The organism is Spelaeicoccus albus (assembly GCF_013409065.1).
Classification (GTDB): Bacteria; Actinomycetota; Actinomycetes; order Actinomycetales; family Brevibacteriaceae; genus Spelaeicoccus; species Spelaeicoccus albus.
The window spans coordinates 340,284-362,444 of record NZ_JACBZP010000001.1; the positions used below are offsets into that span (position 1 = coordinate 340,284).

The 22,161-nt window shown below is 64.9% G+C and carries 23 protein-coding genes; 7 read left to right on the plus strand and 16 right to left on the minus strand.

Translation table 11 applies throughout. The features are described 5' to 3' along the window. The first annotated feature begins 3 nt into the window (after positions 1-3). Positions 4-1,428: an HPr family phosphocarrier protein gene (locus BJY26_RS01590; protein ID WP_179425099.1), complete on the plus strand. Its 1,425-nt coding sequence runs from the start codon at positions 4-6 to the stop codon at positions 1,426-1,428. Here the strand turns inward: BJY26_RS01590 and ispF are convergent. Genes ispF through BJY26_RS01605 form a run of 3 tightly spaced genes read right to left on the minus strand, consistent with a single transcriptional unit; the run spans position 1,412 to position 3,110 of the window. Next, positions 1,412-1,894: a 2-C-methyl-D-erythritol 2,4-cyclodiphosphate synthase gene (ispF, locus tag BJY26_RS01595; RefSeq protein ID WP_218852822.1), complete on the minus strand. Its 483-nt coding sequence runs from the start codon at positions 1,892-1,894 to the stop codon at positions 1,412-1,414. The two genes, BJY26_RS01590 and ispF, sit on opposite strands and share 17 nt — an antisense overlap. Further along, positions 1,882-2,580: a 2-C-methyl-D-erythritol 4-phosphate cytidylyltransferase gene (gene ispD / locus BJY26_RS01600; RefSeq protein ID WP_237248840.1), complete on the minus strand. Its 699-nt coding sequence runs from the start codon at positions 2,578-2,580 to the stop codon at positions 1,882-1,884. Before ispD ends, ispF begins: the two co-directional genes overlap by 13 nt. Before the next feature lie 47 nt (positions 2,581-2,627). Continuing rightward, entirely contained in the window at positions 2,628-3,110 is a 483-nt protein-coding gene (locus BJY26_RS01605) for a CarD family transcriptional regulator (RefSeq protein ID WP_179425101.1), read from the minus strand. A 280-nt stretch (positions 3,111-3,390) separates the two neighbouring features. Between BJY26_RS01605 and BJY26_RS01610 the strand changes: the two genes are divergently transcribed. After that, positions 3,391-3,903, plus strand: coding sequence for a hypothetical protein (locus tag BJY26_RS01610; protein WP_179425103.1), 513 nt, complete (start codon positions 3,391-3,393; stop codon positions 3,901-3,903). On the opposite strand, the gene BJY26_RS01615 is transcribed toward BJY26_RS01610, so the two are convergent. The 8 genes from BJY26_RS01615 to BJY26_RS01650 form a co-directional block, all read right to left on the minus strand. After that, a complete protein-coding gene (locus BJY26_RS01615) occupies positions 3,900-4,580 on the minus strand; it encodes a response regulator transcription factor (protein ID WP_179425105.1) in 681 nt (226 codons plus the stop codon). The two genes, BJY26_RS01610 and BJY26_RS01615, sit on opposite strands and share 4 nt — an antisense overlap. Positions 4,581-4,589: 9 nt before the next feature. Beyond that, positions 4,590-5,783 (minus strand): sensor histidine kinase, encoded by a 1,194-nt coding sequence (locus BJY26_RS01620; protein WP_237248839.1) that lies wholly within the window; start codon positions 5,781-5,783, stop codon positions 4,590-4,592. 116 nt (positions 5,784-5,899) lie between these two features. Then, positions 5,900-6,652 (minus strand): phosphoglyceromutase, encoded by a 753-nt coding sequence (locus BJY26_RS01625; RefSeq protein ID WP_179425107.1) that lies wholly within the window; start codon positions 6,650-6,652, stop codon positions 5,900-5,902. Positions 6,653-6,674: 22 nt separating this feature from the next. Next, complete coding sequence (locus BJY26_RS01630; protein ID WP_237248838.1) at positions 6,675-7,196, minus strand: type III secretion system chaperone family protein; 522 nt, start codon at positions 7,194-7,196, stop codon at positions 6,675-6,677. Further along, on the minus strand, positions 7,189-8,457 hold the full coding sequence (locus BJY26_RS01635; protein ID WP_179425111.1) for a glycosyltransferase: 1,269 nt from the start codon (positions 8,455-8,457) through the stop codon (positions 7,189-7,191). The genes BJY26_RS01630 and BJY26_RS01635 overlap by 8 nt, the downstream gene beginning before the upstream one ends. Beyond that, positions 8,447-9,217: an alpha/beta fold hydrolase gene (locus BJY26_RS01640; protein WP_179425113.1), complete on the minus strand. Its 771-nt coding sequence runs from the start codon at positions 9,215-9,217 to the stop codon at positions 8,447-8,449. The genes BJY26_RS01635 and BJY26_RS01640 overlap by 11 nt, the downstream gene beginning before the upstream one ends. After that, on the minus strand, positions 9,217-9,546 hold the full coding sequence (locus BJY26_RS01645; RefSeq protein WP_237248837.1) for a DUF2516 family protein: 330 nt from the start codon (positions 9,544-9,546) through the stop codon (positions 9,217-9,219). The genes BJY26_RS01640 and BJY26_RS01645 overlap by 1 nt, the downstream gene beginning before the upstream one ends. 70 nt (positions 9,547-9,616) lie before the next feature. Next, on the minus strand, positions 9,617-10,240 hold the full coding sequence (locus BJY26_RS01650; RefSeq protein ID WP_179425115.1) for a recombinase family protein: 624 nt from the start codon (positions 10,238-10,240) through the stop codon (positions 9,617-9,619). 231 nt (positions 10,241-10,471) lie between these two features. On the opposite strand from BJY26_RS01650, the gene BJY26_RS01655 reads away from it, so the two are divergent. Further along, a complete protein-coding gene (locus tag BJY26_RS01655; RefSeq protein ID WP_179425117.1) occupies positions 10,472-11,227 on the plus strand; it encodes a class I SAM-dependent methyltransferase in 756 nt (251 codons plus the stop codon). A gap of 129 nt (positions 11,228-11,356) precedes the next feature. Here BJY26_RS01655 and BJY26_RS01660 read toward each other — a convergent pair whose 3' ends face one another. Together BJY26_RS01660 and BJY26_RS01665 are read right to left on the minus strand one after the other, a co-directional pair. Then, a complete protein-coding gene (locus tag BJY26_RS01660; protein WP_342354692.1) occupies positions 11,357-11,830 on the minus strand; it encodes a GNAT family N-acetyltransferase in 474 nt (157 codons plus the stop codon). A gap of 129 nt (positions 11,831-11,959) precedes the next feature. After that, positions 11,960-12,340 (minus strand): hypothetical protein, encoded by a 381-nt coding sequence (locus BJY26_RS01665; protein ID WP_179425121.1) that lies wholly within the window; start codon positions 12,338-12,340, stop codon positions 11,960-11,962. A gap of 85 nt (positions 12,341-12,425) precedes the next feature. Between BJY26_RS01665 and BJY26_RS01670 the strand changes: the two genes are divergently transcribed. Next, positions 12,426-13,169 (plus strand): TetR/AcrR family transcriptional regulator, encoded by a 744-nt coding sequence (locus BJY26_RS01670; RefSeq protein WP_179425123.1) that lies wholly within the window; start codon positions 12,426-12,428, stop codon positions 13,167-13,169. Between the two features lie 129 nt (positions 13,170-13,298). Here the strand turns inward: BJY26_RS01670 and BJY26_RS01675 are convergent, their stop codons facing one another. Beyond that, positions 13,299-14,669: an MFS transporter gene (locus tag BJY26_RS01675; protein ID WP_179425125.1), complete on the minus strand. Its 1,371-nt coding sequence runs from the start codon at positions 14,667-14,669 to the stop codon at positions 13,299-13,301. Positions 14,670-14,885: 216 nt separating this feature from the next. Here BJY26_RS01675 and BJY26_RS01680 point away from each other — a divergent pair, with 216 nt between their 5' ends. After that, complete coding sequence (locus BJY26_RS01680; RefSeq protein ID WP_179425127.1) at positions 14,886-15,401, plus strand: GNAT family N-acetyltransferase; 516 nt, start codon at positions 14,886-14,888, stop codon at positions 15,399-15,401. A gap of 216 nt (positions 15,402-15,617) precedes the next feature. Then, positions 15,618-18,299: an aminopeptidase N gene (gene pepN / locus BJY26_RS01685; RefSeq protein ID WP_179425128.1), complete on the plus strand. Its 2,682-nt coding sequence runs from the start codon at positions 15,618-15,620 to the stop codon at positions 18,297-18,299. A gap of 120 nt (positions 18,300-18,419) precedes the next feature. Here the strand turns inward: pepN and glgC are convergent, their stop codons facing one another. Beyond that, the gene (glgC, locus tag BJY26_RS01690) at positions 18,420-19,646 is read right to left on the minus strand and encodes a glucose-1-phosphate adenylyltransferase (RefSeq protein WP_179425129.1); all 1,227 of its coding nucleotides are present in this window, start codon (positions 19,644-19,646) and stop codon (positions 18,420-18,422) included. A gap of 97 nt (positions 19,647-19,743) precedes the next feature. Here glgC and glgA point away from each other — a divergent pair, with 97 nt between their 5' ends. Beyond that, positions 19,744-20,910 carry a glycogen synthase gene (gene glgA / locus BJY26_RS01695; RefSeq protein WP_179425130.1) on the plus strand — a complete coding sequence of 389 codons (1,167 nt, stop codon included), beginning with the start codon at positions 19,744-19,746 and terminating at the stop codon, positions 20,908-20,910. 126 nt (positions 20,911-21,036) lie between these two features. On the opposite strand, the gene BJY26_RS01700 is transcribed toward glgA, so the two are convergent. After that, positions 21,037-22,080, minus strand: a complete 1,044-nt coding sequence (locus BJY26_RS01700) for an LLM class flavin-dependent oxidoreductase (protein WP_237248836.1) — start codon at positions 22,078-22,080, stop codon at positions 21,037-21,039. Between the last annotated feature and the right edge of the window lie 81 nt (positions 22,081-22,161).

A 22,161-nucleotide genomic window follows, 5' to 3' on the forward strand; every position in this document is an offset into this window, starting at 1 on the left:
CCGGTGATAGGGATCGTCGTCGTCTCCCACAGCGCCGAGCTGGGCAATGCGGCGGTAGGTCTTGCCCTGCAAATGGCCGGCGACTCGCCGCCGCCGATCGAAGTCGCGGCCGGCTCGGGCGACGGGTTCGGCACCGAGGCCACGGCGATCGCCGATGCCATCGGTCGCGTCGATTCTCCGGACGGCGTGCTGGTGCTGATGGATCTCGGTTCGGCGGTGCTGAACGCCGAAATGGCCCTGGAGCTGTCGGCGCCGTCCGGGCCGGTCCGGCTCACCCCTGCCCCGCTGGTCGAGGGGCTTGTCGCGGCAGTGGTCAGCGCGGTCGGCGGCGCGGGCTTGGCCGCGGTGGATGCCGAGGCGCGGCGCGGGCTGATGGCCAAAGAACAGCATCTCGGCAACGAGCCGGGCTCCGGGCCCGGGGATGAGCCCGGGGACGAACTCAGGGACGGATCCGAATCGACGGCCCCGGACGCCGAGGCGGTGCAGGCGGACGTGCGCGTCACGGGCCGGGACGGGCTACACGCGCGGCCGGCGGCGGCGTTGGTGCGGGCCGTATCGAAATTTCGCGCGACCGTGACAGTGTCACGGCCCGGCGGACAGCCGGCGTCGGCGTCCAGCGTCAGCGCCCTGGCCGCGCTCGATGTGCGCTTGGGCGACGTGGTGCGCGTGAGCGCGACCGGTGACGACGCCCAGGCCGCCGTCGACGAGGTCGTCCGGCTTGCCGCACTGGACGACGGCCACGCCGGGGACGACGCTTCGGCGCAGGACAACGAATCGGGATCCGAGGTGGCGGTCGGACCGGCGGTGTTTCAGGACCCTCCCAACTGCGAACCACCTGCCGCGTTTGTCGAACGTGACGACCGTCCGGCCGAACGCGACAAGGTCAGCGAGGCCTCGCGGGTCGTCGCAGACGTGCTTGCCGAACGGGCCGGCAAGGTCGACGGCGATGTCAGCACCATCCTGCGGGCCGATGCGGCAATGGCCGGGGACCCCGCGTTCGTGCGAGCAGCGCATCAGTTCATCGATGCCGACGGAGTGAGCGCGCCGGCGGCAGTGTGGCGGGCCGCGCAAACGATCATCGACGCTCTCAGCCACGGCCGGCTTGCCGAACGAGCCGCCGACCTGGTCGGAGTGCGCGACAGGATGATCGCCGAGCTCGCCGGCCGGGACTGGCCCGGTCTGCCGACGCGGGACTTCCGGTTCGTGCTGATTGCCGACGATCTGACGCCGGCGGACGCGGCCGAACTCGACGCTTCGACGTGCGCCGCAGTCGTCACTGTCCACGGCGGGCCGAAGTCGCATACGGCGATCATTGCGCGCGGGCTCGGCATCCCGGCCGTGTCGAACGCCGACCTACCGGACGGCCTCACGGAAGGCATGATGGTGCGGGTGGACGCGGGCCGTCAGAGCGTCACTCTCGCGGAGTGATCAACGCCGTTGCGATAGCAGCGATTCCTTCTCCCCTGCCGGTCAGGCCGAGGCCGTCGCTCGTTGTCGCGCTGACGCTCACCGGGGCACCCGCGGCCGTGCTCATTGCCTGTTCGGCTTCCCGCCGCCGCGGTGCGAACTTGGGCCGGTTCCCGACGATTTGCACCGCAATATTGCCGATGTCGAAGCCCGCTTCCCGGGCGGCCGCGACCGCGTCGGCCAACAGGCGCGCCCCCGAGGCGCCGGCGACCTCCGGCCGGTCGGTGCCGCACAAGGAGCCGATGTCGCCGAGCCCGCCGGCCGACAGCACGGCGTCCACGCACGCGTGCGCTGCGACATCGGCGTCCGAATGTCCGGCGAGGCCCGTCTCCCCCGGCCATTCCAGCCCGGCCAGCCACAACGGACGACCGGCGGCAAAAGCATGGACGTCGGTGCCGATTCCAATGCGCGGAATCACGTCGTGCACTTCCGTTGCGTTTGCGGTGTCGTCGGGCCGGCCGACTCGTGTGCCACCAGCCGTTCGACGGCGTCCAAATCGGCACGGGTCGTCACCTTCATGGCCCGCAGGTCGCCGTCGATCACCACCGAGCGTCCGCCGAGTCGTTCGACGAGCGCGGCATCGTCGGTGGCGGATCGGCCGGAGCGGTGGGCGCGTTCCAGCGCGGCGCGACGGAAACCTTGCGGCGTTTGCACGGCACGCAGGAATGCGCGATCGGGGGTGTCGGTCACGGTGCCGTCGGCGTCCACGTACTTGATGGTGTCCGGCACGGGCAACCCCGGGACGACGGCGTCCGGCCCGCTGCAAACGGCCTGCGCAACGGCGTCGAAGAGTTCGGGCGGCGCGCCGGCCCGGGCGGCGTCGTGCACCAGCACGATCTCGATGTCCGGCGGAAGTGCGGCCAGACCGGCCGCCACCGAATTCGTCCGCTCGGCACCGCCGGCGACGATGATCGGCCGCTGCCCCACCAGGGCGGCGAACTGCTCGAGGTGTCCATCGGGCGCCACCACCACGATGGTGCCGGTGCAGCCGGCCGCCGCGGCGTTGCGTACCGCCCGCACGATCATCGGCTCACCGTCGATCTCGACGAGCGCCTTCGGCATTCCGGCGCCGAGGCGCGTGCCGAAGCCGGCGGCAACGACAATGACGCCCACTGCCCGATGACAGGCAGGGGCGTCACCGATTGTCGATTTCGAGTCGTTCAGGAGGCGAGAACCTCGTCCAGGATGGCTTCGGCCTTTTCTTCTTCGGTCTTCTCGGCAAGCGCCAGCTCGGATACCAGGATCTGCCGGGCCTTCGACAGCATCCGCTTTTCGCCGGCCGACAGTCCTCGATCCTGATCACGGCGCCACAGATCGCGGACGACCTCGGCTACCTTGATGACATCGCCCGATGCGAGCTTCTCCAGATTGGCCTTATACCGCCTGGACCAGTTGGTCGGCTCTTCGGTGAACTCGGCACGCAACACGTCAAAGACGCGGTCGAGCCCGTCCTGTCCGACGACGTCGCGGACACCGACGAGGTCGCAATTATCGGCGGGGACCTCAATGGTCAGATCACCCTGCGCTACTTTCAGCTTCAAATATAATTTATCTTCGCCCTTGACACTGCGGGTCTTGATTTCTTCGATGAGCGCTGCCCCGTGGTGAGGGTAGACAACAGTTTCTCCGACCTGAAAAGTCATGTGGTTCGGTCCCCTTTCGCGGTAACCAGTCTAACATGACTCGCCGATGTTCTATGGACTGTTTGTCCTGGCCAGACGGTGTATGATGCCGTCGCACATCAGCGCTGCCGAACGAGGCGGGGGTCTTGACAGCCGTCGAATTTTCTGCGTCGCCCCCGAGTGCGCCAACCGATCGCGTCTGCGGTTAATATGGAAGCGGTCCGCGGACGCTTGCGTCGATACGCGGACGGCCGGATTTGTCCGCCGGCCCGGAGAACTCCGTACACGACGAGGAGCACTTGTGAAACGCCACGCCCGACTAACTGCGGCGCTGATCGCTGCGGCGCTGATCGCCCCCGCATCGGGATGCGCGGCAATCATCACACCGCAGGCAACCGAGCACAAATACGCGGCCGGGGACGGTGCGGCCGCCGCCATCGGCGATCTGAAGATCCGCGGCGTCATGGTCATCACCAAGGGCAAGGGCAAGCCCGGTCAGCTCCTCGCCACGGTGTTCAACTCGTCGCAGAGCCCCAAGACCGCAAAGATCTCGACTCCCTCGTTCTCGACGACGGTGCGGGTGAAGCCGGAGAGCGAGGTCAGGCTCGACCCGAAAGACGGCAAGAACGTCGTCATACCGTCGGTGAGCACCAAGCCGGGCGAATTGCTGAAGGTCACACTTCAATCGGGCTCGAAGAGCAAGCGCTTCAGTTCGCAGGTCTTCAACGGCGCGTTGCCGCAGTACAAGAAGTACTTGCCGTCGCCGAAACCCTCGAAGTCGCAGAACAAGTCGCAGAACAAGTCGCAGCCCTAGGGTTCGAACTTGTATCCGAGACCCCGGACCGTCACCACGTGCCGGGGCACGGCAGGGTCGACTTCGACCTTGCCGCGAATTCGTTTGATGTGCACGTCGAGGGTTTTCGTGTCGCCAACGTAGTCTTCGCCCCACACCCTGTCGATCAGTTGTCCGCGCGTGAGCACGCGGCCCGCGTTGCGTAGCAGCAGTTCGAGCAGTTCGAACTCCTTCAGCGGCATCGCCACGTCGGAACCGCGAATGCTCGCCACATGCCTTTCGACGTCCACCTTCACGCCTGATACCTCCACCGACGAGTCGGCCGCGTCGACCGAGTCGGTACGCCGTCGAAGCACTGCTCGGATCCGTGCAATCAGTTCGCGGCTCGAATACGGCTTCGTCACATAGTCGTCGGCACCCAGTTCGAGCCCGACCACCTTGTCGATCTCCGAGTCCTTGGCCGTGAGCATGATGATCGGCACCGTCGATGCGGCGCGGATCTCCCGGCACACGTCGGTGCCGGACATGCCCGGCAGCATCAGGTCGAGGAGCACGAGGTCGGCGCCGCGCCTGTCGAACTGCGTCAGCGCATCCAAGCCGTCCGCGGCGACGCTCACGTCGAACCCTTCCTTGCCGAGCAGGTACGCCAACGGATCGGCTATCGATTCTTCGTCTTCGACTACAAGTATTCTGCTCACGTCCGGTTTCTATCCTTCGTTCGGGTAGCGGGTGGCGGATGCCGGCACGTCGTCCGGCACATCGTTTGACGCGTCGTCCGGCGCGGGCGAGGCGCCGGCGTCCAGCGGGAGCACCAACGTGAATGTGGACCCGGCGCCCGGCGCGCTTTTCACGCGCACGCTGCCGCCATGGCTCATCGCCACGTGTTTGACGATGCTCAGCCCCAGGCCGGTGCCGCCGGTCGAGCGGGAACGGGCCGTATCGACGCGGTAAAAGCGTTCGAAGATGCGTTCCGTCTCTTCGTCGGCCAGCCCGATGCCTTGATCGGTCACCGACAACCGGACGGTGTCGCCGTCGCCGGTCATCCACAGATCGACGACAGTATGTTCCGGCGAATAAGCCACTGCGTTGTCGATCAAGTTCTTCACGGCCGTGATGAGCAATTCGCGGCTGCCGCGCACGCAGTACGTGTCACCGGGCTCGATGCGCAACCGCACATCCTTTCCGTCGGCGGCAAAGCGACAACGTGCCGCCGCCTCGCTCATCACGTCGCGCGCATCGACCGGCTCGTCGTCGGCCCCCGCGGTGTCCTGCAGCCTGGACAGGTCGATGATCTCTTGCACGAGAGCCGTCAGCCTGGACGATTCCTGCGCGATCTTGCCGCTGAAGCGTCGGACGGCGTCCGCGTCGTCCGGCGAACCGGCGATCGCTTCGGACAACAGTGAAATCGCACCGACCGGAGTCTTCAACTCGTGCGAGACGTTTGCCACGAAATCGCGACGGATTTCCTCAACCCGCCTGGCCTCGGTGAAATCGTCGCACAGGATGAGCACGTAGTACGAGCCCAACGGCGCAACGCGCACGTGCAACGACCGGTACCGGTTGCCGGCATGCCGCGGCACTTCGACGTCGAATTCCTCGATCAGGCCGGACGCTTGCACGACCCGGGCGGCTTCGTCGAGCCGGGAATGCGTGACTGCGTGCGCTTTGACCAAGCCGAAGGAGTACGCGGCAGGGCTCGCCTTGACGACGTCGATACCGGCATCGACGACTATCGCCGCCGACGGCAGCACGGCAAGCACCTCGCTGATGCCGTCGGGCACTGCCGGGCCGACGTCGCCGGTGGTGTCTCGCGGTTTCGAGAATTGGAACGCCAGGACGGCGGCCAGGCCCACGACAAGGCCGAGCGCGCCGAACACGATGGCGACCACAGACACGTCCACGCATCAAGCTTATGGGGTGCGGGCGGCCGTCCGCTCCGCCGCCGGGCCGGTTCATGCAGAGTTCACTCAAGCGGTGCCGGCCGTTCCGCGGAACGCCAAGGGCGGAAGGCGGAGGGTCAGCGGCCCTGATTCGCCACCGCGGCCGCGGCCGATTCGGCGGCCTCCGGATCGAGATAGGTACCTTCGCCGATCGGACGGCAATCGGCGTCCAGCTGGTACACCAACGGGATGCCCGTCGGGATGTTGAGCCCGGCGATATCGGCGTCGCTGATGCCGTCGAGATGCTTCACGAGAGCCCGCAGCGAATTTCCGTGCGCCACAACGAGCACCGTCCTGCCCGCTTGCAAATCGGGCACCAGGTGGTCGAACCAGTACGGCAGCATGCGGTGCACGACGTCCTTGAGACATTCGGTGCGCGGCAGCGCGTCGAGCAGATTCGCATACCGCGGATCGTCCGCCTGCGAGAACTCGCTCGAATCGTCGAGTTCGGGCGGCGGAGTGTCGTAGGAGCGGCGCCACAGCATGAACTGTTCCTCGCCGAACTGTTCCTTCGTCTCCTTCTTGTTCTTGCCCTGCAAGGCACCGTAATGGCGCTCGTTCAGTCGCCAGGAACGATGGACGTCGATCCAGGACCGCCCGGCCGTGTCAAGGGTGATGTTCGCCGTCGCGATGGCGCGCTGCAGCCTGGAGGTGTGGACGACGTCGGGCAGCAACCCGTCGGCGGCCAGTAGCTCTCCGGCGCGGCGTCCTTCGTCGCGGCCGGTGTCGGTCAACGGCACGTCGACCCATCCGGTGAAGAGGTTCTTCAAGTTCCAGTCGCTCTCGCCGTGGCGGAGCAGAATCAAGGTTCGCGAGGAATTGTCAGCCATACGGCCATTGTTCCATGCCCGACTATTCGTCGCCGGACAGCAGGTGGGCAAACGCGTCGAGGTTGCGAGTGGACTCCCCACGCGAGAGCCGCCACTGCCATTCCCGCTTCATCGACGACAAGAACCCCAGCGCAAGCAGTTCGTTGAACGACTCGTCGGCCGTGGCCAGCAGATGGCCCATCAGCTTGTCGCATGCGGCATCGTCGAAGGCGGCGATCGGCAGCTCGGCAACCAGGTAGATGTCGCCGAGCGAATCAATCATGAATGCGGCCCCGTGCAGCCGCGCATTTCGCTGCAACAGCCACGAGTGCACGTCGGCGGTCCGCTCATCCGGGTGCCGCACCACGAACGCCAGCGCACGGACCGAATATTCGCCGAACTTGACCGCGACGGTCGTGGCGAGCTTCTTTTCGCCGGGCAATTGCACGGCTACCAAATTCGCATCGGCCCGTTCGGCATCGACGCCGGCGTCGTCCGCCCAGTCCTCCAGCACCCGCAATGCCCGATTTATCGGGCCCGGTTGCTCCGAAACGTTGTCAGCCACTTCGTCCCCCGATCTCTTCAAATGCGCCACGCTCATTGCATTCGCGCGCGGTTCCGTACACGTGCATGGTTTCATCGGCGGTGCGCGACCAGTCGAATTTGGCAACCGTGACGGGAGCTGCCCGCCCCATTCGGGCTCGCAATTCGGCATTGCCGAGGACGCGGCTCAACGCCTCCGCCCAGTCCGACGGATCGTGCCCGCCGACCAGGACACCGCTGACGCCGTCGTCCACCAGTTCGCTCAAACCGCCGATATCGGCGGCGATGACGGGTGTGCCGGACGCTTCGGCTTCGGCCGCGACAAGGCCGAACGATTCACTGCGCGAGGGCACTGCCACGACGTCCGCGGCCCGGTACCAGTCGACAAGGATCGACGGGCGCACCGGCTCGGCGAACATGACGGCGTCCGACACCCCGCACGCGGCGGCCTGCCTGGTCAGACCGGCAATGCCCTGACCGCGGCCGCCGCTGTCACCGCCGATCATCACGGCCGCCACGCGCCGGGCCAGCCCGGGCGACCGGGACGCAAGCACGGCAAGCGCGTCAATGACGACGTCCGCGCCCTTGAGATGCTGGATCCTGCCGACGACCAGCACGATCAGGTCGCGGCCGGTCAGCCCCAGACGCCGGCGGGCCGCCGCAGCGTCGCCCGGTGTGAAGACGTCGTGGTTGACGCCGGGGTGCACCACTTCGACGCGTTCCGGGTCGGCCCCGTACAGGTTGACGAGGTCGCGTGCTTCACGTTCGGTATTGGCGATCAGACACGCGCGGCGGGCAAGTGCGTCTTCCGCGCCGACCCGTTCGACGTGTTCGCCGGCGTGGTTGAAATCGCGATATTTCACCTTGGCCATGGTGTGCATGGTATGCACGATCGGCATGCCGATCATCCGCCTCAATTCGAGCGCGACGACGCCGCTGAGCCAGTAATGCGAATGGACGACGCACGCCCGCTGCACTGCCGGTTCGGCCGCCAACCGGGCCGCCAGGTCGCCGGCATCGAAATCGTCCCGCGTGATCCTGCCGGGCCCCGCAGCGGCCAGCTGGTGCACGCGCAGGCCGGGGGCGACGTCGATCACGTCGCCGCGGGAGTCGTCGACGTCGAGCGTGTAGATGTCGACGGTGACCCCGCGGCCGGCCAATTGCCGGGCCAGCTCGCGCACGTACACGTTGAGTCCGCCCGCGTCCCCGGAGCCGGGCTGCACCAGCGGCGAGGTATGCAGCGAGAGCATGACGACGCTGTCGATGGCGCGCTCAACCGTCATTGAAGAATCCTTGGATAGCGCTGCGCACCTCGCTGCGTCCGAGCCACAGGATCGATCCGGCCGGCAGCACTATCAGCTTCGCTTGCGGCAGCGCCGCAGCGTAGGCCTCGGCCACCGACACGGGATGCGCTTCGTCGCCTTCGTGGGTGAGGACGAGCGTCGGCACGTCCACGGCCGCCAATGACTCGATATCGTCGACAGCGACCTCGCCGGGCAGGTTCAGCCCGTATTTGGCGTCGGTGGTCACGAGCAGTTCGGCACGGTGCGTCAGCCATGCCTGCGCCGCCGGCAAATCGCGCACCGGTGCCGGTTCGCGGGCAGCGAGTTCGGCGCGCACGGCTGCGACGTCGCCGTTCGCGGCAAGTGCCGCTACGTGCCGCATCCGTTCGGCCGACAGCGCCCGCTCCTCGGCTCCGCGGCGCGCGTCCAAGGCTGCCGGAAGTACGAACGCGGCCTTGTCGAACCGGTCGGGCGTCTCACTGAGCACGCGCGCCAGGGCGCCGGCTCCCATCGAGACTCCGAGCGCCCGGGTCGCACCGACGGCGTCCGCGGTCTCGCGCAGCTCACCGGCCAGCCCGGCGTAGGTCCACGGCTCGTGCGGTGCCGGACGACCGCCGTGGCCGCGGAAATGCATGAAGGTTTTGCTGCCGTGCACGCCGGTACCGAACGGCCGCGTATCGCGTATCGACCCGCCGAATCCGTGCGCGAAAAGAGTTGTCGGCTCGCCGTCGCCAAAGGTCTCGAAGTACCTCTCCGGCATTACCAGCCGCCGTACGGCCCGGTTCGCTTGGTGCGCCCGGGGCCATTGATTCGGATCGCCGGGCGCACATCGGCAAGGAAGACGCCGGCAAAGACCACGGCGATGACGTTGATCCAGTACGGCATGATGCCGACGAAGAGCGGCAGGGCCAGGACGCCGACGAATGTTGCGCCGGCCAGGATCGACACCCAGAATGTCTTGGTGCGCTTTCCGGCCCGTTCAAAACTGTCGCCGCTGTGCCGAGCAGCCTCGACGAGAGCGAACAGTTCCATGCCGAGTGCGACGAGCGATAACGCCAGCAGCAGGTAGGCCTGAATAATCCCAATCACGGTACCAGCCTAACGCGCGGCGGCCGGCCGGGCGTCACTGTGTCATTTTCAGAAGCTGACTGCACAAAGTTCAAAAGTTGACTGCACAGATGATTGAGGGACCGCCGGCACCGGCCGTTTTCCGTTGCGCTCGCTCGATAGCGCGGTAGACCGTAGATTTTCCAACGGAAAATAGCTCGGCCAGCTCACGCTTGCTGTAATCGCCCGTGGCATGCAATTTACCCAAGTGTGCTTCCTGCTTGGCCGTGAGTTTCGGCTGCTTGCCACGTAGTCGGCCTCTGGCCTTGGCGACTTTCATTCTCTCGCGAGTCCGGGATCGAATAAGGTCGGCTTTGAACTCGGCGCCCATCGCTAAGACGTTGAACAGTAGTTTTCCGATGGGATCAGTCGGGTCATGGACCGACCCGCCGATGCTGAGTTTCACTTCCCTCTCGGCGAGGTCATCGGCAATTTCGTGGGCATCGCGAACAGAGCGGGCCAGGCGGTCGAGTTTGGTAACGAAGAACGTGTCCCCGGCACGGCACGCTGCCAGTGCTTCACGCAAGCCAGCGCGGTTCCTATTTCTACCAGTCAGCCCATGGTCAACATAAATTCGCTCCGGCTTGATCCCAAGCGCCTTCAACGCGTCGTTTTGGGCGGTGAGATCTTGCTTGTCCGTGGAGCATCGTGCGTAGCCGACCGTTAATTCAGACATGCCGTTCAATGTCGCATATAGGGCCCCGTCACCGGTCACTTCACCAGACCACCTATATGGGACGGTGTCTGCCGCGCCACTCAAACAGCGCAGTTCAGCACCACAAGTAACCGGTTGGGGTTGGGCTTGCGGACAGGGTGCTCGGCCACCTCCCAGTTTGGGGACATGTGCGCCGAACTCGGACCCGTAAGGGTGGTCGGTCCAGTCGTGGATTCGAGTAGTGTTTGCTTCATGCCTGACGCTATCTTTTCCCATCCGCGGGTGGCCCATGTCTACGATCCGCTCGATCCCGACCGAAGTGATCTGAACACTTACTTGGATGTCGTGGACGAATTCGAGGCTACGGCGGCCCTGGATGTGGGCTGCGGAACCGGAACGTTGGCCTGCTGCTTGGCGGCCCGCGAATTACGAGTAGTGGGGGTCGATCCCGCCCGAGCCTCGGTCGAAGTTGCACAGATGAAGGCCAATGCTGACAAAGTCGACTGGGTTGTAGGAATTGCGCTGGACGTTGCCGCAGTGGCGACCTACCAGGGACGATTCGACCTGGCCACGATGACCGCCAATGTGGCCCAGGTCTTCCTCGGTGACGATGAGTGGCACTCGAACCTGAAAGCAATCCGCTCTTGTTTGCGTCCTGGTGGACACCTCGCTTTCGAGAGTCGAAATCCCGCTGATCGCGCGTGGGAACGCTGGACGAAAGAGCAAACGCGTCAGCTTGTCGAAGTCGACGGAGAAGGCCCGGTCGAGGACTGGGTACAGGTAACCTCCGTGAACGACGAGTTAGTGACGTTTAATTCGCCCACGATCTTTCACGCTGATGGCCAGCGCGTTGACTCCACATCGACCCTGCGTTTCCGGACCGAGGAGGAACTACGAGAGTCGCTCGTTCGGGCAGGCTTTGCAGATATCGAAGTTCGGGATCTTCCCTATGCGCCCGGCCGCGGTTGGCTGATTGTTGCGGCGGCGCCTGACCCGGAGAGGAATTGAAGCCACATTCGCCGTGCGAGTGATTTTCGAGACTCCGATACCCTCGCCACCCGGCCTACGGTGACGTGCAACGTTGCACTCACAGCAAGGGCCCGAGGGGACGCTGGCCATGTCTCACTCGGCGATCGTTCAACGGGGTGCTTCTGCGGTGGTGTAGCGCAGTGCGTTTGTCTCACGTCGTTCGAACCCCATTGACTCATAAACCCTAAGTGCCGACTCCCGCGAAGGTCGAGTCGTGAGATCGAGAGTTCGTAACCCACGCTCGCGTGCGGCCTTTGTCATAGTTTCCAATAGGAGGCGTGCGATCCCGGACCCGCGGTGGTCGGCGTCGACGACGACATCCTCAACATGGCCGCGCAGACCGGTAGGCAGAGGAAACGTCACAAGAGTGGCCATACCCACGATCTCGTCATCGATTGATGCGACGATCAACTCTGTCGCGTCGTGTTCGATGATCGCTTCGAGCCGGTTCCGGTCGAATATCGCAGACCGGGACAATTGCGGCAGCAGCTGCGAGACCGCTTCGATGTCAGTGTCGCTGAGTGATTTAAGGACACGTATGTTCGGGACAGGCATACAGCGACAATATAGGGAGCAGCGCATAGCGCCCAGACCACCCAGCGACGGCAACAACTCGACGCCGTGTCATCTCACAAAATGGCTGCCAGCCATCACCGCTAGAGGATCCGTGACTGACATGGGCTAGCCCGGTGCAGTGCGCCGCAGCAGCTGTCAGAGTGCGGTGTGGAGCACCCGCCGTGCAGCCTCGAGACTGTTGCCGCCGTCCGTGTTAAAGGCGATCGCCGCGTCGGGCAGATGTTGACGGATGAGGTTGATGACTTCTTCGAAGAACTCGACGAGCGGTTCCGGTTTGCGGATGCCGCCTCCGACAACGACGCAGTCGTAGCTCTCACGGGAGAGAGCCTCGATGACTCGAGATTCGGCAGAGTCATCGAGCGGAACGAGGTGCTGGTCGGCGGACAGTTCCGATTCGTCGAATCTGGCAAGCCCGGCGTCCAGTGCCGAGTTGATTTCGTCGGCGTCGATCCCCGGAATCGTGGCCGGATCCAGTCCCAAGACCAGAACCCGATATTGCGTCGCATCTTGATTCATCGTTTTGACATCTCCGTATACATTGTATATGAGACGTACAACGTATACTCAATGAATGATGCACGCAAACTATTTGTGAGGTTCCGTGACACGTGAACTCTCGCCACCGCCGATCTGGTCGTTACCCGCTCCACCGAAACGTCGCCGAGACTTAAGCCGCGACGAGATCGTCCGCGCCGCGATTGCCATCGCCAACGCCGGCGGGGCGGAGGCCGTCACCATGCGGGCAGTTGCTGCCCGGCTCGGCTCCTCGGCTCCGATGTCGCTCTACCGCTATGTCCGCAACAAAGACGGCTTGGTCGATCTGATGCTCGACGCCGCCATGGCAGAAGTTCGGACGCCGTCCGAAAGTGTCGTTGATTGGCGCGAAGGTCTGGCTCGCCTTGCGCGCTCCATGTGGGAGATGACCAAGCAGCATCGCTGGTATGCCCGGCTCGTCCACACGCGTCCGCCCGCCGGACCGAATGCTTGCCGGATACACGAGTACGTTCTCACCGTTTTTGCCGATCTCGGTGTCGGCCTGCAGACAGCATCGGATTTCTACCTGCTCATCAATCGCCACGTCATCGGACTTGCACTCCAATATGCCGACACGGCATACGTGCAGTCCGACGCCGATCTCACGGTGGACGAGATCCGACAAACGGCACGCTCCTGGTGGGGACAAATGGACACCGAAAGCCCTTACCCACACCTGCAGCAACTCATGCGTCGGTTCCTTGATGAGCACAATCCAACCGACGGATGGGCCGGCCCGGATACGCAACTCGAGATCGGACTCGGGTGCCTACTCGACGGCATCGCCAACCGAATCGGCAATCCCGGCTAGGGCCGCTTCGCCCGTACCTACCACGACGCCCCAACGTCGATGAGGAAACCATCACGATAGACGCGTCCGAAATGGACTCCGGAAACCGGGATGATCATCACAAGGCGATCCCCTTGCGGCGTGTACGTCTTATGCCGCTGTGCGTTTGGCAATGAGAACCCCACCCGCCCCGAATACGGTAACCACAGCCAGGATCGCTGCGGTCAGTGACAGTGCGTGGTCGGTGCCGCGTGCCAGGACGGATCCGATGATGGCGTAGGCCATCAGCGCGCCGGTTTGACGGGTGGTGTTCTGCAACGCCGACCCCAGGCCGATGTCGGCCGGGGGTGTGCGCGAGACCAGCAGCGAGGTGAGGGCGGAGAAACAGATCGTGCTCGCGCCACCGATCAACAGCATGGTGGGAATGATCGCCAGATACGTCACGCCAAAGTCCGCAAAGGAAAGTCCCATGGCCCCGAGGATCACGGCGATGAAACCGGCTGTCAAAATGCTTGCGGGATGGTGCCGGCGGGCGAGGCGGCGGTAAGCGAACACCGGGCCCACGGTGCTGGCGACGGTCATCGGCAGCAGACCGATCCCGGCCTGCAGTGCGGACCAGCCACGACCGGTCTGCAACGCGATGGATAGTGCGAGCAGCGCACCGTAGAACCCGAAGCCCATCACCCCCGCGCTGGCGATCGCCGCCGTGCGCAACGGATCACGCAGCATCCTGCTCGGTATCAGCGGCGCAGGTGAACGGTGCTGGCTCCAAACAAAGACCAGCACTGCGACCATCCCGGCCGCCACGCAGCCCAGCACCGGCGACGATGACCATGCATGCGTACCGGTCAGGATCGCTCCAGTGGCCAGCAGAGTGAGGCCGACTATGATCAGTAGCTGCCCGGCAGGGTTCATCGATACCGTCGGAATTCGCGGCGTCTCATTGGCCGCTGACCGTATCAGCACCAGCGCGACCACCCCGGCGGGCAGGTTGATCAAGAAGATGCTGCGCCAGCCCGCCAGCTCGATCAACGCCCCGCCCAGCAGGGGCGCAGCCGCCATTGCCACGGCACCGGTGCCGACCCACCGCACCGTCGCCCGATCCCGAACCTCTTGGTCCGGGTACAGATGCGGGATCAACGCCAACGTCGCCGGGAGCAAGATGGCTGCGCCCACACCCTGCGCCACTCGGCACCCAGTCAACCAGGCGATGCTCGGCGAGGCCGCGCACCCGGCGGATGCCACTATGAACACGGTCAGGCCCGCCAGCAGCACCCGCCGGTGCCCGTACCGATCCCCCACTCGCCCAGACGTCAGCAGCAACGCCGCCAACGGAAGCGTGTACCCGTCCAGCACCCACTGCGCACTGGCCAACGAGGTGCCCAGGCCGTCGCGGATGGTGGGCAGTGCCAGGTTCAGCACCCCGGCATCCAGGATGATCAAGAAGTACGCGATGCACAGCCCGAGCAGACCTCGCCCCCTCGCCGGGCGTCTCTTATTGTGAGATTCTAATCGCGTCATACGAGATTTTATGTGCTGCGACTCTTGACCGCGAGACTCATCCCACACCACAAGACCCCGACTATGGGCGAGCTCTGGTCGCAATATGTCGTCACGCCACGAGATGACGGGTCCGCGAGGGCCTCCTGCTGTGTCGCCGCGAGCCCCGTTCGCGGATCCGCAAACGGACACCGTAATCGACGCAGTCGTCGGCAGGTCAGAGCGTGGGGTTGACCGTTGAACGGTCTGCGCGACATTGGTCAAGTGAGAAAGCAAAGTGCAGTCTTCAACATACGAGGAGCTTCGCGTTCGGATCTCACTGGCTTGCTTGAGGTTCAGCGCCAGGCGGGGCGATCAACCTCGTCGCGCTTTTGTGACGCGATTTCCCAGTCGATATCTGACCCCTCATTGCGTTTCGTAGTGGCCAAGTCAGATGACGTGCTCGTCGGCTGGGCAAAGACGAAGCATTTCGAAGACCCGGATAAGGCGGCGCCAGCCGGACACTATCTGATGGGAGTTACCGTCGCCCCGAACTTCCGCCGGATGGGTGTGGCCTCAGCTCTGGTGAAGACCCGCTTGGACTGGATCCGGCAACGAGACAATCTCGCTTACTACTTCACGAACGTGAGCAATGAAGCGTCGATAGCGCTACACCGAAATCCTGACTTTTACGAGTTTGCACGCGGACCACAGTTTCGCAGCATCCCATTCGACGGAGAACATGGAATACTCTCCTGCGCCAATTTACGCTGATCATGACCACGAAAACTCGGTAAAGGGGTCGGCAACTGACACGGCTTTGCCGCACCTCCGGCAGTTGTTTTGTACAGTCGGCTTCGGAAAAGACACACTGACCGCTCACGACGTCCGGCAGCGCAGCCCTTGCCCGACCGTGTCCGGGCGCCCTCAAAACGCCGGACGCCGCTCCCTCGGCCACCCGAGTCGAGCGGAAGGTGTTTGACTAGGCGTGTGAACTCCTCGAATCTGACCCGGCAGGAAACCTCCGAACGAGCCGCACATTTGGCGGTGAGCGACTATACGGTGCGGATCGACGTTTCCAACGCGACGGACCCGCATGCCGCGACGTACTCCTCGCGGACCAGCGTGCGGTTCACGTCGGACGTCGAATGGTCGCCGTTCATCGACTTGATAGCTCCGGACGTGGAGCGGGTGACGCTGAACGGCGCGGATTTGGCGCCCGGCGACGTATTCGACGGCGCCCGGGTGAACCTTCCCGGCGTCCGCGCGGGCGAAAACCATCTCGAGGTGCATGCCCGCGCCGCCTATTCGCGCACCGGCGAGGGGCTACACCGTTTCGTGGACCCGGCCGACGGCCAGACGTATCTCTACACCCAGTACGAGCCGACCGATGCGCGCCGCGTGTTCGCCAATTTCGACCAACCCGACCTGAAGGCGAAGTTCGCATTCGACGTGACGGCTCCGGCCGGCTGGCTCGTATTGTCGAATTCGCCGACGCCGGAACCCGTCGACCCCGAGTCGGCCGATGCCGGGTCTGCCGACGGCGACTCTCCGGACGGCGTCCGGCGTTATATTTTTGCGCCGACTCGCCTCCAGTCGAGCTACATCACGTGCCTTGCGGCGGGACCGTACGTCCGCCGCACCGACACCTGGACGTCGCCGGGCGACGACAGCGAGGGCGGCGAGCCGTTCAGCATCGAGCTGGGCGTATCGACTCGCCGGTCGCTGGCCGAGTACATGGAGGCCGAGGAAATCTTCGCCGTGACGAAGGCCGGTCTCGACTTCTTCCACCGGATGTTCGGCGTGCCGTATCCGTGGGGCAAGTACGACCAGATCTTCGTGCCCGAATACAACCTCGGCGCCATGGAGAACCCCGGGCTCGTCACGTTCACGGACGACTATATTTTCCACGCGGCCGTCACCGATAACCAGCACGAGGCCCGCGCCAACACGATCATGCACGAGATGGCGCATATGTGGTTCGGCGATCTCGTCACAATGGTGTGGTGGGACGATCTGTGGCTCAAGGAGTCGTTCGCCGACTTCATGGGAGCACTGGCCGTTGTCGAATCCACCCAGTGGACGGACGCGTGGGTCACGTTCGCCACCAAGCGCAAGGCGTGGGCGTACCGGCAGGATCAGCTTCCCACGACGCATCCGATAGTTGCCGATATCGAGGACGTCGAGGCGGCCAAACTCAACTTCGACGGCATCACCTATGCCAAGGGCGCGGCAGTGTTGCGGCAGCTGGTGGCGTACGTGGGTCGGGACGAATTCTTCGACGGCGCCCGCCGCTACTTCCGCGATCATGCCTGGGGGAATACGCGGCTGGCGGACTTCTTGGCGGCTCTCGACGCAGCGGCTCCCGAGCGGCAGGTCGAGGAATGGGCGACGGCTTGGCTGCAAACCGCGGGCATCTCAACCCTCACCCCTGAAATCGCCGAGACGGACGGCGTCATCGACGAGTTCGCGATTCGTCAATCCGGCGAAGACCCGCGCACCGGCGAGCCCGGGCTCCGCCCGCACCGCATTGCGATCGGGTGCTACTCGCTGGTCGGCGGATCCCTCGCGCGGACCGACCGGGTGGAAGTCGATGTGCGCGGCGAGCGCACGGTTGTTGCGCAGCTGGCGGGCATGCGGCGTCCCGATCTGGTCATCGTCAACGACGACGACCTGACGTACGCCAAGGTGCGGCTCGACGACGTCTCGCTTGCCACGGTGCGCCGTCACTTCGATGCCGTGGCCGACGCGATGCCGCGCAGCCTCGTCTGGTCGATGCTGTGGAACGCCATTCGCGATGCGCTGATGCCGGCGTCCGACTTTCTCGAGCTGTTCGACAACTTCGCGTTCGCGGAGACGAACTCGGGCGTTCGTTCCATGTTGCACGGCCAGGCCATCACGGCCCTCGATGCGTACGTGCCGGGCGAATACCGGCCGGTCGTGGCCGCCGACTTGCTCGGCAGCGCGCTGGCGGCCGTTCGGGCGGACCCGGCCGGGTCCGATGCGCAATTGCTGGACATGTTGTTCGTCGTTCGTATGACCGGCCGCATCACGCCCGACCACCCGTCGTCCTCGGCGGCCGATGCACGGGCACTGCTGTCCGGGCTGCTGCGGATGTCGCCCGATCAGGACGCCGGCCAAGCGGCCGGGCTGCCGGGCCTGAAGGTCGATTCCGAGCTGCGGTGGGCGATTCTCACGGCGTTGGCCGCGACCGGCCACGCCGACGTCGACGAGATCGATGCCGAAGCGGCCGCCGATCGGACCGGCGCTGCCGCAACGCATGCGGTGCAGGCTCGCGCGTCCCGCCCGTTGCCGGTGGTCAAGGCGCGGGCCTGGGCCGCGGCGGTCGAGTCCGATGAGCTGAGCAACGACCATTTGTCGGCGACGATCGCGGGATTCACGCACCCCTCCGGTCGGCACTTGCTGGACGGCTATGTCGACCAATACTTCGGGATGGTGGAGGACATCTGGGCCTCGCGCAGCATCGAGATCGCCCGGCGAATCGTTCGCGGGCTGTATCCGTCGTGGGCGCCGAATCGCGAGGACGCGCTGACGCGCACGAGGGCCTGGCTCGACGGGCACCCGGACGCTCCGGCGTCGCTGCGGCGTTTGATCATCGAAGACGGCGATGACCTGGCCCGTTCGGTTCGCGCCGCCGCGCTGCTGGCCTGAACGCATCGCCCCACCGACCGCGACGCCCCGCCCCGGTGTTCGGCGTGGGCCTGTAGCACGCACCAGGCCCACGCGGAATGCGTAGGCCCGCGCGGAACGAAAAGGGCGGGCGGCAAAACCTTAACGCGGCTCGATTTGCTGACCCTTGCCCAAAACGGTGATGCCGTCGTCGGTGACGTGGAATCCGGATTTGCGATCGGCGTCGGCATCGATGCCGATCTCGAATCCCGGTGGTACCACCACGTTCTTGTCCAGGATGGCGTTGTTGATCCGAGCGCCGCGGCCGATGCTGACGTTCTCCATGACCACGCTGCGAGCAATATCGGCGCCGGTCTCGACCTGCACGTTCGTGCCGAGAACGGAGGAATGCACCGACGCGCCCGACACTATCGATCCCGAGCACACTATCGCATCTTCCACGCGTGCGTTTTGCACGAATTTCGCCCCCGGCAGCTGCGGATGCGACGTGAAGATCGGCCATTCGTTGTTGTAAAGGTTGAACGTGGGCTCGACCGACACCAGGTCGAGGTTGGCCTCGTGGTACGACCCGATGGTGCCGACGTCGCGCCAATAGTTCGCGTCGCGTTCGAGGGCGCCGGGTACGATGTTGCGTTTGAAGTCGTAAACGCCCGCCTCGCCGCGGTCGACAAGCATTGGAATGACATCGCCGCCGACATCGTGCCGCGATTCCGGATTGTCGGCATCGGCACGGAGCGCATCGAAGAGCGTGTCGGCCGAGAAGACATAATTGCCCATCGACGCGTACGACTCGTCGGGACTGTCGGCAAGTCCCGGCGGATCGGCCGGCTTTTCCAGAAAGCGTTCGATCCGGACGCCGTCGTCCGCGGCCTTGATCACGCCGAACTGGTGTGCCTCGCGGCGCGGTACGCGGATGCCCGCCACCGACACGCCCGCTCCCGACTCGATATGCGCTTCGACCATGGCCCGTGCGTCCATCCGATACACGTGATCGGCGCCGAACACGACGATGATGTCCGGCTTCTCGTCGTTCATCAGGTTCATCGATTGCAAGAGCGCGTCCGCGCTGCCCAAATACCATTGCTTGCCCAACCGCTGTTGAGCCGGGACCGTCGCCACGTAGTTGCCGAGCATCGTCGACATCCGCCACGTCAGCGAAATGTGCCGGTCCAATGAATCGGACTTGTACTGGGTGAGCACGCAGATCTTCAAATAACCCGCGTTCACCAAATTCGACAACGCGAAGTCGATGAGCCGGTAGCTACCGCCGAACGGCACGGCCGGTTTCGCCCGGTCGAGTGTGAGCGGCATCAGCCGCTTACCTTCGCCACCTGCCAGGACAATCGCGAGAACCTTGGGAGCAGCCATGACGAGAGACTACCGCGAGTATCCGGGATTTCTTAAGCACGGCCGTTAATTCGTGATCAATCGTGACGAAGTCGCGCGATCCCGCTAAGGTCAAGGCATGCATGTGGGACTGTTGACTCGCGAGTTTCCTCCGGCCATTTACGGAGGCGCCGGCGTACACGTCGATTTCCTTTCGCGACATCTGCAATCGCTCGTCGACTTGCGCGTGTTGTGCATGGGGGACGCGCGTCCCGACGACGGCCGGGACGTGCGCGCATTCGCGGAACGGGATCCGCGGTTTTCGAAGGCGAACTCCGCGTTGAACGTCTTGTCGACCGATCTGGAAATGACAGCTGCCTGCAACGGACTCGATCTCGTGCATTCGCACACGTGGTATGCAAATATGGCCGGGCATCTGTCGAAACTCCTGTACGGGATTCCGCACGTGGTGAGCGCGCATTCGCTCGAGCCGTTGCGACCGTGGAAGGCCGAACAGCTCGGCGGCGGGTATGCGCTGTCGTCGTGGGCCGAGCGCACCGCATACCTGGCCGCGGATGCCGTCATCGCCGTCAGCGAGGGCATGGCCCGCGATATCCGCAGCGCCTATCCGGAGATACCCGCCGACCGGCTGCACGTCATCTACAACGGCATCGACGCCGACTTTTACCATCCGGACGCGGCGGACGACGTCCCGCGCAGCCTCGGGATCGACCCCGAACGGCCGTATGTGACGTTCGTCGGCCGCATCACCAGACAAAAAGGCGTACCGCATCTGCTGCGCGCGGCCAAACGGTTCGACCCGGCGGTGCAGATCCTGTTGTTGGCGGGCGCTGCGGACACCCCGGAGTTGAAGGCGGAGACCGATGCCTTGATCGATGAGCTCCAATCGTCGCGGGACGGCGTGGTGGTCGTCAGCGAGATGCTTCCGCGCGAGAGCGTCCGCCAGGTGCTGACGCACGCCTTGGCGTTCCTCTGCCCGTCCGTGTACGAGCCCCTCGGCATCGTGAATCTTGAGGCCATGGCGTGCGAGACGGCCGTGGTGGCCAGTGCAGTCGGCGGTATCCCGGAGGTGGTGGCGGACGGCGAGACCGGCTACTTGGTCGATTACGACCCGGATGCGCCGTCCGGCCTCGAAGCAGGGCTGGCCGACCGCGTCAACCGACTTGCCGCGGATCCGAACCTGGCCCACCGCTTCGGGGTAGCCGGGCGGAAGCGTGCGGTGGAGAACTTCGATTGGGCGGCTATCGCCCGGCAGACGGCGGACCTGTACGCCGCCCTGCTTTAACCAACAAGGCGCGCCAGTTCTCGTGCCCTGCTGCAGCCCTTACCGCAAAACGCCCCGCGCGGTATAAAACGCGTAGTCATGACGACGCGCCCTATACGCCGCGGGGCGTTTTACGGAAGGTGGCGCCTACGCGACCTCGGCTGCCAGCGCCGTGATCGTCTCTTCGCGGGCCGTAGCAGTGCGCGCCGATTCGCCGCGGTGCGCCGAGCCGACCGGATTGATCATCACCTCGTCGACGTCGAACGACGCTGCGAGCTCGGTGAGCTGCTTGGCCACGGCGGACGGCGTACCGATCAGCCAGCGGCGGCGCATCACCGCGATCATTTCGTTCAGCCGGGGGTCCAGGTCCGCTGCCGCGGCGTCCTCGATCAAGGCAAGCGGCTCGAGCTTCCCCGAACGAAGTTTGGCCATCGATTGCAGCTGGGGCAACGCGCGGGCGTCGGCTTCCTCCTGCGTGTCGGCCACGACCGCGTTGACGGTGAGGAAGGTCTGCGGCTCGGACGAATACTCCGACGGCTTGAACGACGACCGGTATGCTCCGAGCGCGGCAGCCGTCCCTTCACCCGAGAAGTGGTGTGCGAACACGTACGGCAGTCCCTTCGCCGCGGCCAGCTGCGCCGAATATCCGGACGACCCGAGCAGCCACACGGTTGGTTCGCTGACCGGCGACGGCGTGCCGTGCAAGTGATACGTTTGTCCGCCGTGCATCGGGATCTGCACGCCGTCCGGACTCATCAGCGAAATGACTTCGTCAACGTAATCCGGGAAGTTCTCGAGATCTTTGTTGCCCTGCGAGGCGGGCCCGCGAAGTGCCATCGCCGTCACCGGATCACTGCCGGGCGCCCGGCCGATACCAAGGTCGATGCGGCCGGGATATGCGGCCTCGAGCAGCGCGAACTGCTCGGCCACCGCCAGCGGAGCATGGTTCGGCAACATCACGCCGCCGGACCCGATGCGAATCCGGTCGGTGCGCGCGGCCAAATGCGAGATGACGACGGGCGGACTCGTGGCGCCCACGGCCGGCATATTGTGATGCTCGGCGACCCAGTACCGGGTGAATCCGGCGGCGTCGGCGGCTCGGGCCACCCCAACCGTGGCGGTCAGCGCGTCCGCGGTCGTCTGGTCGGTGCGAACAGGGATCAAGTCAAGTGCGGAAAGTTTGATGCTCACACACGCCACAACCAGCCGGCCGCCGATTAACTTCCCGGCACACGCGACGGATTTTCATTCGAGCGGTTCGTCGAGGACCCG